This is a genomic window from Pseudomonas mohnii (assembly GCF_900105115.1).
Classification (GTDB): Bacteria; Pseudomonadota; Gammaproteobacteria; order Pseudomonadales; family Pseudomonadaceae; genus Aquipseudomonas; species Aquipseudomonas mohnii.
The window spans coordinates 4,879,311-4,894,402 of the sequence record NZ_FNRV01000001.1 but is presented as its reverse complement, the minus strand read 5'-3'; the positions used below and the strand labels follow the sequence as shown (position 1 = coordinate 4,894,402).

Genomic DNA, 15,092 nt, shown 5'->3' with positions numbered 1-15,092 from the left:
TTACCTCACGAGGGTTTTAACGAATGACGACTATTTTCGATCCGATCAAACTGGGCGACCTGGAACTGTCCAACCGCATCATCATGGCCCCGTTGACCCGCTGCCGCGCCGACGAAGGCCGAGTGCCGAACGCGCTGATGGCCGAGTACTACGTACAACGCGCCTCTGCCGGCCTGATCCTCAGCGAGGCCACTTCGGTCACGCCGATGGGCGTCGGCTACCCGGACACCCCGGGCATCTGGTCCAACGATCAGGTACGCGGCTGGACCAACGTCACCAAAGCGATCCATGGCGCCGGCGGCAAGATCTTCCTGCAACTGTGGCACGTTGGCCGGATCTCCCATGAGTCGTACCTGAACGGCGAAAAACCGGTCGCGCCAAGCGCCATCCAGCCAAAGGGTCACGTCAGCCTGGTTCGCCCATTGTCCGACTACCCGACCCCGCGCGCCCTGGAAACCGCTGAAATCGCCGACATCGTCGACGCCTACCGCGTCGGTGCCGAGAACGCCAAGGCCGCCGGTTTCGACGGCGTGGAAATCCACGGCGCCAACGGCTACCTGCTCGACCAGTTCCTGCAAAGCAGCACCAACCAGCGCACCGACCACTACGGCGGCTCCCTGGAAAACCGTGCACGCCTGTTGCTGGAAGTGACCGACGCCGCGATCGAAGTCTGGGGTCCTGGCCGCGTCGGTGTACACCTGTCGCCACGTGCCGACTCCCATGACATGGGCGACGACAACCTGGCCGAGACCTTCACCTACGTGGCCCGTGAACTGGGCAAGCGCGGCATCGCCTTTATCTGCTCGCGCGAGAAAGAAGGCGCCGACAGCCTCGGCCCACAAATCAAGGAAGCCTTCGGCGGCCCGTACATCATCAACGAACGCTTCACCAAGGACAGCGCCAACGCCTGGCTGGCCGCCGGCAAGGCTGACGCCGTCGCTTTCGGCGTACCGTTCATTGCCAACCCGGACCTGCCAGCACGCCTGAAGGCCGACGCGCCGCTCAACGAAGCGCGTCCGGAACTGTTCTACGCCAAGGGCCCGGTCGGCTACATCGACTACCCGACGCTGTAAGCCTGAGCGCCTGAAACGCAAAAGCCCCGACTTGTAAGAGCCGGGGCTTTTTGTTGCCCTTGACAGCGACACACCCCGGATGCTCAAGGTGTCCTCAGTCCCAGGACAGCGGACACCTTGCCGCTGCACCCTCTTGTGCCAGTGCGCCTTTTGTTTGGTTTCGTTTAATTACGAAACCGCAATATCGGATGACGCCGTAGGACCTTGTAGGCAAACTCCGAATCTTGCGTTTGGGCACTTTGATGCCTTGTTGCGTTTTTGTTTGACGGGATAGGCTCCGGACGTCGCTGACCCATTCAGCGATCGGGCTTGGAAACCCGTCGGATCACAGCGCAACAGTACCTCTACCACGATTCCAGACGTTTTTGACGACTGAGAAATATGTGTTATGGCAGCTGTGCGTGGGACGCTTTCGGGCGTGCCGGTTTCCTTGATCCCCGGTTTTCCAACCTGCGTACAGCTGCCACCCTTCGCTTGGAAACGAAGGTGGCAGCGACTGGATTAAGGAGTTACACCATGAGCAACACCACCCCGCCCTCCCCCTCAGAACTCAAAACCATCGGCTTAACCCCTTTCATTTACTGCTCAAACCAGGCGCTGTTTCATGTCAGCCGCGGCGTGCCCCTCGCCGACGCGTTAGCCCAGGCCTCCAATCTGCTCTTCCTGGTCAAGGAGCTCGCCGTCGACGCCGCCTACGCCAAGGACACCGACCGCCACGCCTGGGCCGCGCATTACCTGACAGCGATGAGCAAAGCGGTGATCGATGATGTGGCGAAGGTGCTGGATCGAGAGGCTGATCGTGAGCGCACGGGCGTAACGCCATAGGGACGGCTCATGAGCGTAAAAAGCCGCGTACGAACGCGGCTTTTTCAGCTGCGAAATTGCGCGCCCCTTGACTACCCGTTTGCATTCGACCTGAGCAGTCACTTGCATTGGTTCTGACCAGCGATTGCATCGGATTGACCAGCACGCGTTGTAACCATGATCGGCAGAGAACGGCCAAAAGCGGTCAGTGACAATATTTGTAAAGGCTACCGTGACAACCGTTCAGCTTAGAAAGCAGAAGTACATTTTGTCTGAAGTGGCGAAACAGCTGCCAAAACCATCGGGTAAAAAAGCCGCCAAAAATGGCAGCAAGATAAGCGCGCGAGGTGTTGCTGGCACTGGAGGAAACCGAAAATGCGTTCAGCGACTACGGCAAGCGCCACCAACGACTATAGTCATTGGTGGGCCAGAGCAAATCCTGCCGTTCTGCTGCAGACCTGGTCCTCAATCCAATACCGCGAAGACACGGCGCAATTCCTCGTGCTTCGTGATGCGGAACGTGAACGTCTCGCTGCCGAAAACACTCAGGCTCAGGCTGCGATCGAGGCATCGTCGCCATTTATAATCCCTTGACGGAGGATGGAGTCATCCCGCCGGGCAAGTCGTATCCCCCTGAGTAGACCCCAACCCCCCATCTATCAGGGCTCAGGCAATGAACACTTCAGCATTGGATCACGCAAAAGAAACGAATGACGACCTGGTTCAGGGGCCGCTGCCGGCCGGCACTGTCGCGCCCGACTTCACTCTGTACGCAACCCCTGATCAGCCGTTGTCGCTACGCGAGTTAAAGGGAAATCCGGTGATACTGTCGTTTTATCCTGCCGACTGGAGTGCGGTTTGTGGCGACCAACTGACCTTGTACAACCAGTTGCTACCCACATTCAGAGAATACGGTGCGACGCTTCTGGGTATCTCGGTTGATAGCGCCTGGTGTCATCAGGCCTTTGCCAAAGATCGGAATTTCCACTTCAGCCTGCTGGCCGATTTCGAGCCCAAAGGGGCTGTGGCGCGACAGTATGGAGCGTACGACTCCCACCTGGGGGTTTGTAAGCGGGCGCTGTTCGTGATTGACAAGGAGGGGGTGGTCGCCTGGAGCTACGTCTCCCCGATGGCAATCAATCCCGGGGCGGACGGCATTCTGGATGCGCTGGATGCTCTGGCGAATTCATCACAAAGCACGCCAACCTAAAATTAACAGGTGATCCCATGGCCACTCTCAAAGTCCCGGTAAGTGCCAGCGACCATCGCCAGGGAAGTGCGCATGCCAAGGTCACACTGGTGGAATTTGGCGACTATCAATGTCCCTATTGCGGTGAAGCGTATTGGATGGTCAAGAATCTGCAACAGCATTTTCGCGATGATTTGCTGTTCGTATTCCGAAATTTTCCACTGACCACTGCTCACCCGCATGCGATGGCTGCAGCTGTCACCGCTGAGTTTGCCGGGAGTCGAGGATTCTTCTGGGAGGCTCACGACGAATTGTATGAAAACCAGGATCGATTGGGCCTGCCGCTGTTTCGGGCCATCGCTCTAAAACACGGCCTCTCCGACGAAGAACTCTATCTTGCCATGCAAGACGGTGCCTACGTATCCAAAATAAAATCCGATTTTAATGGCGGCGTACGCAGCGGCGTGAATGGCACCCCAGCGTTTTACATTGACGGGCTTCGCTATGACGGGGTTCCAGAGTTCACCGAGATGAGTCAGATGATTGAGCTTTCGTTAATGCGCGGGTGAAATCACTAGGCAGCGACATCGGTCTGGCATCACCCACACCGGAGCCGAGGACGAACCAGCGTTAGTTTCCTTCTACATAAAGGAGGTGCACACGGAGCCAGCAGCGAATGAAGTCTTTGAAGTATTATGAAAAAAATCGACACGCCACATGGTTAGAGTTGTTTTTTGATCTGATTTTTGTTGTTGCAATTGGCAAGGTTACGCATACGCTCGGACATGTTCATCAAGGCCACTTTGAACATGGGCAATTATGGACATTTTTACTGCTTTTTGTTCCATTATGGTGGGTCTGGTCTAGTCATACGATTTACTCCAACAGGTTTGATACAGACAGTAATCTTCACCGTTTGGCAACATTATTTATAATGTTGCTGCTCATTGTTCTGTCCGCACGGATTGGGGAAGAACTGGAAGTAAACTATACGCTTGTTATTGCCTGCTATTTTGGCATACGTGCCATCATCAGCATTATGTACATTACGTCCATTCGTAATCTCGATCACCGTAGCGAATTCTCCTCCAGGCTTGGCTTCGCCCTGTTAGTTAGCGCAGTTGTTAGTCTTTCATCCATTCTTTTTGACCCACCCATGCGTTATCTTGTAGCTTACATTGGGATTTTTCTTGATATTCTGCTTCCTGTGTTTTCTTGGAGTAAACTAAAGCCATTGCCAGCCCATACAGAACACTTGGTTGAACGACTAGGCTTGCTCACCCTCATCTTATTGGGCGAGTCAGTGATTAGCCTTTCTGGAGGGTTATCTGACATTCAATGGGATCGTTACAATGTAACGGCGGCAATCACCGGATTTATCATGATTTGCAGTATCTGGTGGATCTATTTTGATAGCTTTTACCTGCTGAGCAAAAATGAAAGCAGTATGAGTGGGCACTCCTTAATTTACTCGCACCTTTTTCTATTTCTGGGGCTAGCACTCCTCGCAAACTTGATCAAACATGCGATCCTGAATGACATTGCGATACGCGATTTCCAGATTGTGTCAATCATCGGCATGGCCTTATTTTTCCTAGGTAAGCAATATGGCTACTTCATAGCCGTACCTAAAATAAGAAAATACATACTACAAAACACCTTGATCGTGTTTTCTTTAGGTGGGCTGGTTATATTCCTACCCCGCGTCGAGTACATATTGGTCGGCCTGACAGCAACCATGATCTGTTATGTTTTCCTGAATTTCAGATATCGTTGAATCTTTATTGTTAGGCCATAGGTTGGGGGGGAGCGCCCTCGAAACCCCGCAGACAAGGTCGAGCAACCCGCTGAACGATTTGGCCAATCTGTTGCATCGACCGGATGAATCCACAGTCGATCTCTGCCGCTCATATCCACGCATCGTGCTGGTCAAATCCGATGCAAATGGGCGGGCAAGTCCGTGCAATTAGCCATTAGCCGAACGAAAGTCTGAGGTCGGCGATGACATTCAATTTTCGGTCGATTAACCCACCACCATCGCGAGCAAGCTCGCTCCTGCAGAGTGCGGTGTTTTGCTGCGGTTTTATGCCAAGTGCACCCACTGCCCACAGAATCGACACAAAATTCCTACAAATTACGTAGCTGACGACCTGTCATCCGGCTGAACGTACGTATATAAAAGCACCCCATTAGCGCAAAGCGGGTGAAGAACTGTTCATCTGCAGCTTCAATGGTTGACACACGCGGAACCGATTAAGCATTTTGTTTCAATTACGCAGGCTGGGGCTCAGGCGCAGCATGTCCAACCCTGTATCGACCCAGCGTTCGGCTTCGGTGTGCAGTTCGAAGCTGTCGGGGGCCAATAGCCACTGGTACAGGATGCCATCGATATAGGCGTGCAAACTGATGGCCGCCCGGGCGGTGTCGAGGTTTTCCGGCAACTGCCCACGATTCACTGCATTTCTCAGCGCCACGCCGATCCGCACATTGCAGTCGAGGCTGGCGGACACGCGTTGCTGACGCAGGTCGCACATTTCATCGGTGAATTCGCACTTATGAAAAAGAATCTCATTGATGCGTCGGGTTTTCGGGTCCAGGGCAATCTGATGAAACAAATGAATCAACAAATTGCGCATGCAGCCCAGTGGATCAGGTTCGGCCTCGTTCTCGCTGGCCTTGGCCATTTCATCCAGTGGCTCATGCAAGGTATCCAGCATGGCCTGAACCAGGTCCGCCTTGTTGCTGAAATGCCAATAGATGGCGCCGCGAGTGACGCCGGCCAAGGCCGCGATGTCTGCCAGCGTCGTGCGCGCCACGCCCCTTTCATAGAAGGCTTTCTCGGCCGCCTCGAGTATCTGGCTGCGCGTTTCTTGAGCTTCCTCTTTGGTACGACGGACCATGGCAGTACAACCTCAATCAGGATGCTTCAGCGATGTTTGACGATCAGCTGAATAAAAGTGGAGCGAGCGCTCTTGGGTATCGTCCCCGGGCCAACAATTCGAACCTTTAAACGGCGTCTGTAACGGTGCGGATACAGTGCCAAGGTGTTTACAAACAACCATGAACGTAAGTATATTCCTTAGCAAGCTACTTATCCACCCGGCATCCATTTTTAACCTTCCATCTTTTCTTGTGCGTGTCTTGCGCGCCTGACCCGAGGATTTTCATGCAATTCAAGCCAGCTGTTACCGCTCTGGTCGCCGCCATCGCCCTGGCATCATTGCTCAGCGGATGTAAAAAGGAAGAGGCACCCCCGGCTGCACCACCGCCTCAGGTCGGCGTCGTTACCCTGCAAACGCAAACGTTTACGCTCACCTCGGACTTGCCAGGGCGCACCAGTGCGTTCCGCATCGCTGAAGTCCGTCCACAGGTCAACGGCATCATTCTCAAGCGTCTGTTCAAGGAAGGCAGCGATGTCAAAGCCGGCCAGCAGCTGTATCAGATCGATCCGTCGATCTATGAAGCGACGCTCAAAAGCGCAGAAGCCAACCTGCGTTCGACCAAATCGATCTCCGACCGCTACAGGCAACTGGTTGATGAGCAGGCCGTAAGCCGTCAGGAATACGACACCGCCGTGGCCAACCGCCTGCAATCGGAAGCCGCGCTGCAAAGCGCCCAGATCAATGTTCGCTACACCAAGGTTTACGCGCCGTTGACCGGCCGTATCGGTCGTTCGTCGGTGACCGAGGGCGCGCTGGTCAGCAACGGTCAACTCGAAGCCATGGCCGTGATTCAGCAACTGGACCCGATCTACGTCGACGTGACGCAATCCTCGGTCGAACTGCTTGAACTGCGCCGCGAACTGGAAAGCGGTCGCCTGCAAAAGGCTGGCGACAATGCCGCCAAGGTCAAGCTGACCCTTGAGGACGGCAGCCAGTACAAGCTGGACGGCAAGCTGGAATTCTCCGAAGTCTCGGTTGACCAGACCACCGGTTCCGTGACCCTTCGCGCCGTGTTCCCCAACCCTGAGCATACGCTGCTGCCGGGCATGTTCGTGCACGCCCAATTACAGGCCGGCGTAAACAGTGCGGCGATTCTGGCGCCGCAACAGGGCGTGACTCGCGACCTCAAAGGCAGCCCGACCGCGCTGGTCGTCGGCCCCGACAACAAGGTCGAACTGCGCCAACTCAAGGCCAGCCGCACCGTCGGCAATCAATGGCTGGTCGAAGACGGTCTGAAGGCCGGCGATCGGTTGATCACCGAAGGTCTGCAATACGTCAAACCTGGCGTGGTAGTCAAAGCCAGCGAAGCGACCAACGTTGCCGCAAAGAACCCGGCCCCCGCTCAGGCAGCTGACAAAGCCGCTGGCGGCAAAGGGGAGTAACTCATGTCAAAATTTTTCATCGACCGTCCGATTTTCGCCTGGGTGATTGCCCTGGTGATCATGTTGGTCGGGGCACTCTCGATCCTCAAACTGCCGATCAACCAGTACCCAAGCATCGCGCCTCCGGCGATCGCCATTTCCGTGGCCTACCCGGGCGCTTCCGCGCAGACCGTGCAGGACACCGTGGTGCAAGTGATCGAGCAACAGCTCAACGGTATCGACAACCTGCGTTATGTGTCTTCGGAAAGTAACTCCGACGGCACCATGACCATTACCGCGACCTTCGAGCAAGGCACCAACTCCGATACCGCGCAGGTTCAGGTCCAGAACAAACTGAACCTGGCCACCCCGCTGCTGCCGCAAGAAGTGCAGCAGCAAGGGATCCGCGTGACCAAGGCCGTGAAAAACTTCCTGCTGGTGATTGGCGTGGTCTCGCGCGACGGCAGCATGACCAAGGACGACCTGTCGAACTACATCGTGTCGAACATGCAGGACCCGATCTCCCGGACCGCCGGTGTCGGTGACTTCCAGGTATTCGGTTCGCAGTACGCCATGCGTATCTGGCTCGACCCGGCCAAGTTGAACAACTACAACCTGACCCCGATCGACGTCAAAACGGCGATTGCCGCGCAAAACGTGCAGATTTCGTCCGGCCAGCTCGGCGGCCTGCCTGCCCTGCCCGACACACAGCTGAACGCCACGATCATCGGCAAGACCCGCCTGCAGACCGCCGAGCAGTTCAATAAAATCCTGCTCAAGGTCAACAAGGACGGTTCCCAGGTTCGCCTCAAGGATGTCGCCGAAGTCGGTCTGGGTGGCGAGAACTACAGCATCAACGCCCAGTTCAACGGCGCTCCGGCTTCCGGCCTGGCGGTGAAACTGGCCAACGGTGCCAACGCCCTCGATACGGCCAAAGCCCTGCGCAAGACCATCGACAACCTCAAGCCGTTCTTCCCGCAAGGGATGGAAGTGGTGTTCCCGTACGACACCACCCCGGTGGTGACCGAATCGATCAAGGGTGTGGTTGAAACCCTGGTCGAAGCGATCGTGCTGGTGTTCCTGGTGATGTTCCTGTTCCTGCAAAACTTCCGCGCCACCGTCATCACCACGATGACCGTGCCGGTGGTGTTGCTCGGTACGTTCGGCATCCTTGCGGCGGCCGGTTTCAGCATCAACACCCTGACCATGTTCGGTATGGTCCTGGCCATTGGCTTGCTGGTGGACGATGCCATCGTCGTGGTGGAGAACGTCGAACGGGTCATGAGCGAGGAAGGCCTGTCACCCAAGGAAGCCACCAAGAAATCCATGGGGCAGATCCAGGGCGCACTGGTCGGTATTGCCCTGGTGCTCTCGGCGGTACTGCTGCCGATGGCGTTCTTCAGCGGCTCCACCGGTGTGATCTACAAGCAGTTTTCGATCACCATCGTCTCGGCCATGGCCCTGTCGGTACTGGTTGCCCTGATCTTCACCCCGGCGCTCTGCGCCACCATGCTCAAGGCGATTCCCAAAGGCGAGCACGGCACCCCAAAACGCGGCTTCTTCGGCTGGTTCAACCGCAACTTCGACCGTGGCGTACGCCGTTACGAGCGTGGCGTGGGCAGCATGCTCGCGAACAAGGCCCCATACCTGCTGGCTTACCTGCTGATCGTCGTCGGCATGATCTGGCTGTTCACCCGTATTCCAACGGCGTTCCTGCCGGAAGAAGACCAGGGCGTGTTGTTCGCCCAGGTGCAAACGCCTGCCGGCTCGACCGCCCAGCGCACCCAGGTGGTGGTGGACGAGATGCGTGAATTCCTGCTGCGTCCGGGCAAGGATGGCGGTGAAGGCGATGCGGTGAACTCGGTGTTTACCGTGACCGGTTTCAACTTCGCCGGTCGCGGCCAGAGTTCGGGCATGGCGTTCATCATGCTCAGACCCTGGCATGAACGTAACGCCGACAACAACGTGTTCAAGGTCGCGGCCCGCGCCCAGCAGCACTTCTTCACGTTCCGCGATGCCATGGTGTTCGCCTTCGCGCCACCGGCCGTACTGGAACTGGGTAACGCCACCGGTTTCGACGTGTTCCTGCAAGATCGCGCCGGTATCGGTCACGAAAAGCTGATGCAAGCCCGCAACCAGTTCCTCGGCATGGCCGCGCAAAGCAAAGTGTTGTCGCAAGTGCGTCCGAACGGCCTGAACGACGAACCGCAATATCAATTGGAAATCGATGACGAGAAGGCCAGTGCCCTGGGCATCACCATCGCCGACATCAACAACACCCTGTCGATTGCCCTGGGCAGTAGCTACGTCAACGACTTCATCGACCGCGGTCGGGTGAAGAAGGTGTACGTGCAAGGCCAGCCGGGGTCGCGCATGAGCCCGGAGGACCTGAAGAAGTGGTACGTGCGTAACAGCGCCGGCACCATGGTTCCTTTCTCGGCGTTCGCCAAGGGCGAGTGGATCTACGGCTCGCCGAAACTGGCCCGTTACAACGGCGTTGAAGCGATGGAGATCCTCGGTGCCCCGGCGCCGGGTTATTCCACCGGTGAAGCCATGGCCGAAGTCGAAGCCATAGCCCAGAAACTACCGGCGGGTGTCGGTATCTCCTGGACCGGCCTGTCCTACGAGGAACGTTTGTCCGGTTCGCAAGCGCCAGCGCTGTACGCGTTGTCGCTGCTGATGGTGTTCCTGTGTCTGGCCGCGTTGTATGAAAGCTGGTCGATTCCGATCGCGGTGATGTTGGTGGTGCCGCTGGGGATCATCGGTGCGCTGATGGCCACCAGCCTGCGCGGTCTGTCCAACGACGTGTACTTCCAGGTGGGTCTGCTGACGACCATCGGTCTGGCGGCGAAAAACGCCATTCTGATCGTCGAATTCGCCAAGGAACTCCACGAACAGGGACGCAGCCTGCGCGATGCGGCGATCGAAGCCTGCCGCATGCGTCTGCGACCGATCATCATGACCTCGCTCGCCTTCGTTCTCGGTGTGGTACCACTGGCTATTTCCACGGGTGCGGGTTCCGGTAGCCAGCATGCAATCGGTACCGGGGTGATTGGCGGTATGATCACGGCCACTGTGCTGGCGATCTTCTGGGTCCCACTGTTCTTCGTCACCGTGTCGTCCATAGGCCAGCGTAAAAACGCCGACCAGGACGACGCCACTGAAACTCCTAAAGAGGCTGGCTAATGAGCAAGTCGCTACTCTCCCTGGCAGTCGCCGCCTTCGTACTGGGTGGCTGCTCGCTGATACCTGATTATCAGCAGCCGCAAGCGCCAGTGGCGGATCAATACCCGCAGGGGCCGGCGTATTCGCCAGCCCAGGCGCCTGCCCAGGCCGCCGCGGAACAAGGCTGGAAGCAGTTTTTCCACGATCCGGCGCTGCAGCAGTTGATCCAGGTCGCCCTGGAAAACAACCGAGACCTGCGTGTCGCGGCCCTGAACATCGACGCCTTCGCGGCTCAATACCGCATCCAGCGCGCCGACCTGTTCCCGGCCGTTTCAGCCAATGGCAGCGGCAGCCGCCAACGCGTTCCGGCCGACTCCTCACAAACCGGTCAGGCGGGCATCAACAGCTCCTACTCGGCAACGGTCGGTATCAGCGCGTATGAGCTCGACCTGTTCGGTCGGGTGCGCAGCCTGAGCGAAGAAGCCTTGCAGAGATACTTCGCCACCGAAGAAGGCCGCCGCAGCACCCAGATCAGCCTGGTGGCCAGCGTGGCCAACGCCTACCTGACCTGGCAGGCCGACAAGGAACTGCTGAAGGTCACCCAGGACACCCTCGGCGCGTTTGAGGAGAGCTACAAGCTCACCGCGCGCAGCAACGAAGTGGGGGTCGCTTCGGCCCTGGACCTGGCGCAGTCACGCACCTCGGTGGAAAACGCCCGTGCGCAATTGGCCAAGTACACCCGCCAGGTCGCCCAGGATGAAAACAGCCTGGTGCTGCTGCTTGGCACCGGTATCCCGGCCAACCTGCCCGCCGCCAGACCGTTGTCCGAAAAGCTGCTGGCCGACGTACCGCCGGGCCTGCCGTCGGACTTGCTGCAACGTCGTCCGGACATCCTTCAGGCCGAATACAACCTCAAGGCCGCCAACGCCAACATCGGCGCCGCACGGGCCGCGTTCTTCCCGAGCATCAGCCTGACGGCCAACGCCGGGACCCTGAGCCCGGACCTGTCCGGTCTGTTCAAGGGCGGTTCGGGCACCTGGCTGTTCCAGCCGCAGATCAACCTGCCGATCTTCAACGCCGGCAGCCTGCGCGCCAGCCTGGACTACTCGAAGATCCAGAAAGACATCGGTGTGGCGAACTACGAGAAGTCCATTCAAACGGCCTTCCAGGAAGTCGCCGATGGCCTGGCCGCCCGCCAGACCTATGTTCAGCAGTTGCAGGCACAGCAAGACTTCGTCAGTGCCAACCAGGACTACTACCGCCTGGCCGAGCGCCGCTACCGCATCGGTGTCGACAGCAACCTGACCTTCCTCGATGCCCAGCGTCAGCTGTTCAGCGCCCAACAAGCGCTGGTCACCGATCGTCTGGCGCAACTGGTCAGCCAGGTCAATCTGTACAAGGCACTGGGTGGTGGCTGGAACGAACAGACGGCGAAGAACGAGCCGTTGAAGGAAGAAGCGCCGAAGATGAAGTATTTCTGATAGCGCCCCGAATGACAGGAAGCCCGCCTTTTGGTGGGCTTTTTGTTGGCGGCGAGAAAAGTTTTGTCGTTAGGCAGTGCCCATCGTCGGAACGTCGCCCGGAGCAAGCTCACTGCCACAGTGTCTCTGTGGAGCTCGACTTTGTGAGCTCACGCTAAACCTGTGGGAGCGGGCTTGCCCGCGATGAGGCCAGCACACTCACCGCATATCCATATTTAATCTTGCGTTCGATTATCGCCCAAAACCCGCTTTCACAGATTGAACCATCCAGTACATCCCAAGCACCATCCGAACCACAAAACCAATAACAACAGGTTCGACACCATGCCCCCGCGCCCTGCCCTGTCCGGCTGATACCCAGGTTCCACCCCGAATTGACCGATTTTTTTGTCTGCACCCAGCGGGTTGCGGCACGCCCCCATTCATCCACAAGAATTAGAGAGACCCGAGCCCATGACGCCTTCCAACGCGCCGTATTTCGTACCCAGCCTGATCGCCATCGCCCTGGCCAGCGCGACCCTGCCTGCCCAGGCCGAAGAGTCGGGCTTTGTCGAAGGCGCCAAGGTCAACCTGAACCTGCGCAACTTCTACATCAACCGCAACTTCACCAACCCGACCAAGGCTCAAGGCAAGGCTGAGGAGTGGACGCAGAGTTTCATCCTCGATGCCAAATCCGGGTTCACCCAAGGCACCGTCGGCTTCGGCATGGATGTGCTGGGGCTGTACTCGGTGAAACTCGACGGCGGCAAAGGCACCGGTGGCACGCAGTTGCTGCCGCTGGACCACGATGGTCGCCCGGCGGACAACTTCGGTCGCACCAACGTGGCGTTCAAGGCCAAGCTGTCGCAAACCGAGGCTAAGGTGGGCGACTGGATGCCCGTGCTGCCGATCCTGCGTTCGGATGACGGGCGCTCTCTGCCGCAAACCTTCCGCGGCGGCCAGATCACCTCGAAGGAAATCGACGGCCTGACGCTCTACGGCGGCCAGTTCCGGCAGAACAGCCCACGTGACGACAGCAGCATGAGCGACATGTCGATGACCGGCAAAGCGGCGTTCACCTCTGATCGATTCAACTTCCAGGGCGGCGAATACCAGTTCAACGAAAAACGCACTCAGATCGGTGTGTGGAACGCTGAACTCAAGGACATCTACAGCCAGCAACTCATCAACCTGGTGCACAGCCAGCCATTGGGTGACTGGACCCTGGGCGCCAACCTCGGTTTCTTCTACGGCAAGGATGACGGCAGCGCCCGCGCCGGCCAGCTGGACAACAAAACCCTGTTTGGCCTGTTCTCGGCCAAGTACGGCGGCAACACCTTTTACGTCGGCCTGCAGAAACTCACCGGCGACAGTCCGTGGATGCGGGTCAACGGCACCAGCGGTGGCACCCTGGCCAACGACAGTTACAACTCCAGCTATGACAACGCCCGGGAAAAATCCTGGCAAGTGCGTCACGACTACAACTTCGTCGCCCTCGGCGTGCCGGGCCTGACCCTGATGAACCGCTACATCAGCGGCGATAACGTGCATACCGGCAACATCACCGACGGCAAGGAATGGGGACGTGAAAGTGAACTGGGCTACACCGTGCAGAGCGGTGCGCTGAAGAACCTGAACCTGAAATGGCGTAACTCGACCATGCGCCGTGATTACAGCAACAACGAGTTCGATGAGAACCGCCTGATCATCAGCTATCCGATCAGCCTGTTGTAGGAGCATGGCTTGCCAGCGATGGCGATCTCACCGACGCCATCGCTGGCAGGCCAGCTCCCACAGGGATCTTCAGTGACCACAGAATTGGCGTTCACATCGGACCACTGTGGGAGCTGGCCTGGCAGCGATAGCATCAGCTCAGGCACCGAAAACCACCAGGATCACTCCCGCGATTCAATCCCCAATTCATCCCAGACCGACTCGGCCAGGTGGAACGTGGCATTGGCTGCCGGAATGCCGCAGTAAATCGCGCTCTGCATGATCACTTCCTTGATCTCGCCACGGCTCACGCCATTGTTGGCGGCGGCACGCAGGTGCAGTTTGAGCTCACCCTCACGGTTCATGCCAATCAGCATGGCGATGGTGATCAGGCTGCGGGTGTGGCGCGGCAGGCCCGGGCGGGTCCAGATGTCACCCCAGGCGTGGCGGGTGATCATTTCCTGAAACTCCGAGTTGAACTCGGTCAACGCGGTCAGGCTGCGGTCGACGTGGGCGTCGCCCAGTACCGCGCGACGGACTTTCATGCCCTCGTCGTAACGTTGTTTTTCGTCCACGACAGTCCCCTTAATGAGCCAACAAAAACGCCAGAACCCGCTCGCTGAACGCGGCGCCGGCCTGAACGTTGGACAAATGCGCGGCATAGAACTCGGCGTACTCGGCGCCGGCCACATGCTCCTGAATGAAGTGCCCACCGGACGGCGGCGTTACCGCGTCTTCGGTGCCGGCGATCACCAGCAGTGGCACCTTGATCGAGCCCAATTGATCGCGGAAATCGGCATCGCGTACCGCCGCGCAGTTGGCTGCATAGCCTTCGGGTGAAGTGGCCGCCAGCATGTCGGTGATCTGCTTGGCCGCCGTCGGGTTGGCGGCGGAGAAGTCCGGAGTGAACCAGCGAGCAATCGACGCATCGCGCAGGGCAACCATGGCCGCAGCACCGTCACGCAGCACGGTTTCGATGCGCGGATTCCACACCGACAGTTCGCCGATTTTCGCCGAGGTGTTGCACACCACTAGCGAATTCAAGCGTTCGCCGGCATTGATCCCCAGCCACTGGCCGATCAAGCCGCCCATGGACAAGCCACAGAAATGCGCACGCTCGATGTGCAAGGCATCAAGCAGCGCGAGCACGTCGTGGCCCAGTTGCTCGATGCTGTACGGGCCCGGCGTCACCAGCGACTGGCCGTGGCCACGGGTATCGAAACGCAATACGCGGAAATGCTCGGTGAAGGCCGCCATTTGCGCGTCCCACATGTGCAGGTCGGTACCCAGGGAGTTGGACAGCACCAGCACCGGCGCATTGGCCGGGCCGTCGAGTTGGTAATGCAATTCGCCCTCGGCGAGTTGTACGAAAGCCACAGCAATCT

At 58.2% G+C, this 15,092-nt stretch carries 12 protein-coding genes and 1 pseudogene; 10 read left to right on the top strand and 3 right to left on the bottom strand.

The window, feature by feature from the left end:
- Positions 1-23 precede the first annotated feature (23 nt).
- From BLV61_RS22685 to BLV61_RS22660, 6 genes and pseudogenes are all read left to right on the top strand, one after another.
- Positions 24-1,073, top strand: coding sequence for an alkene reductase (locus BLV61_RS22685; protein ID WP_047526522.1), 1,050 nt, complete (start codon positions 24-26; stop codon positions 1,071-1,073).
- Between the two features lie 516 nt (positions 1,074-1,589).
- A complete protein-coding gene (locus tag BLV61_RS22680; protein ID WP_090467542.1) occupies positions 1,590-1,898 on the top strand; it encodes a DUF3077 domain-containing protein in 309 nt (102 codons plus the stop codon).
- Between the two features lie 320 nt (positions 1,899-2,218).
- Positions 2,219-2,444: pseudogene (locus BLV61_RS31660) on the top strand (TolC family protein); the annotation flags it as partial.
- Positions 2,445-2,550: 106 nt separating this feature from the next.
- On the top strand, positions 2,551-3,087 hold the full coding sequence (locus BLV61_RS22670; RefSeq protein WP_090467540.1) for a redoxin domain-containing protein: 537 nt from the start codon (positions 2,551-2,553) through the stop codon (positions 3,085-3,087).
- A gap of 17 nt (positions 3,088-3,104) precedes the next feature.
- Positions 3,105-3,635, top strand: a complete 531-nt coding sequence (locus BLV61_RS22665) for a DsbA family protein (RefSeq protein WP_090467538.1) — start codon at positions 3,105-3,107, stop codon at positions 3,633-3,635.
- 107 nt (positions 3,636-3,742) lie between these two features.
- Complete coding sequence (locus BLV61_RS22660; RefSeq protein ID WP_090467537.1) at positions 3,743-4,843, top strand: low temperature requirement protein A; 1,101 nt, start codon at positions 3,743-3,745, stop codon at positions 4,841-4,843.
- Positions 4,844-5,333: 490 nt separating this feature from the next.
- Here BLV61_RS22660 and emhR read toward each other — a convergent pair whose 3' ends face one another.
- Complete coding sequence (gene emhR / locus BLV61_RS22655; protein ID WP_047526517.1) at positions 5,334-5,966, bottom strand: efflux system transcriptional repressor EmhR; 633 nt, start codon at positions 5,964-5,966, stop codon at positions 5,334-5,336.
- Positions 5,967-6,232: 266 nt separating this feature from the next.
- On the opposite strand from emhR, the gene emhA reads away from it, so the two are divergent.
- From emhA to BLV61_RS22635, 4 genes are all read left to right on the top strand, one after another.
- Positions 6,233-7,390, top strand: a complete 1,158-nt coding sequence (gene emhA, locus BLV61_RS22650; RefSeq protein ID WP_090467535.1) for an efflux RND transporter periplasmic adaptor subunit EmhA — start codon at positions 6,233-6,235, stop codon at positions 7,388-7,390.
- A 3-nt stretch (positions 7,391-7,393) separates the two neighbouring features.
- Positions 7,394-10,555: an efflux RND transporter permease subunit EmhB gene (gene emhB, locus BLV61_RS22645; RefSeq protein ID WP_090467533.1), complete on the top strand. Its 3,162-nt coding sequence runs from the start codon at positions 7,394-7,396 to the stop codon at positions 10,553-10,555.
- Positions 10,555-12,015, top strand: a complete 1,461-nt coding sequence (gene emhC, locus BLV61_RS22640; RefSeq protein WP_047526512.1) for an efflux RND transporter outer membrane subunit EmhC — start codon at positions 10,555-10,557, stop codon at positions 12,013-12,015. Before emhB ends, emhC begins: the two co-directional genes overlap by 1 nt.
- Before the next feature lie 453 nt (positions 12,016-12,468).
- Positions 12,469-13,728, top strand: coding sequence for an OprD family porin (locus BLV61_RS22635; protein ID WP_090467531.1), 1,260 nt, complete (start codon positions 12,469-12,471; stop codon positions 13,726-13,728).
- 161 nt (positions 13,729-13,889) lie between these two features.
- Here the strand turns inward: BLV61_RS22635 and pcaC are convergent, their stop codons facing one another.
- The gene (pcaC, locus tag BLV61_RS22630) at positions 13,890-14,282 is read right to left on the bottom strand and encodes a 4-carboxymuconolactone decarboxylase (protein ID WP_047526509.1); all 393 of its coding nucleotides are present in this window, start codon (positions 14,280-14,282) and stop codon (positions 13,890-13,892) included.
- A gap of 10 nt (positions 14,283-14,292) precedes the next feature.
- A complete protein-coding gene (pcaD, locus tag BLV61_RS22625; protein WP_090467529.1) occupies positions 14,293-15,084 on the bottom strand; it encodes a 3-oxoadipate enol-lactonase in 792 nt (263 codons plus the stop codon).
- Positions 15,085-15,092: the final 8 nt, after the last annotated feature.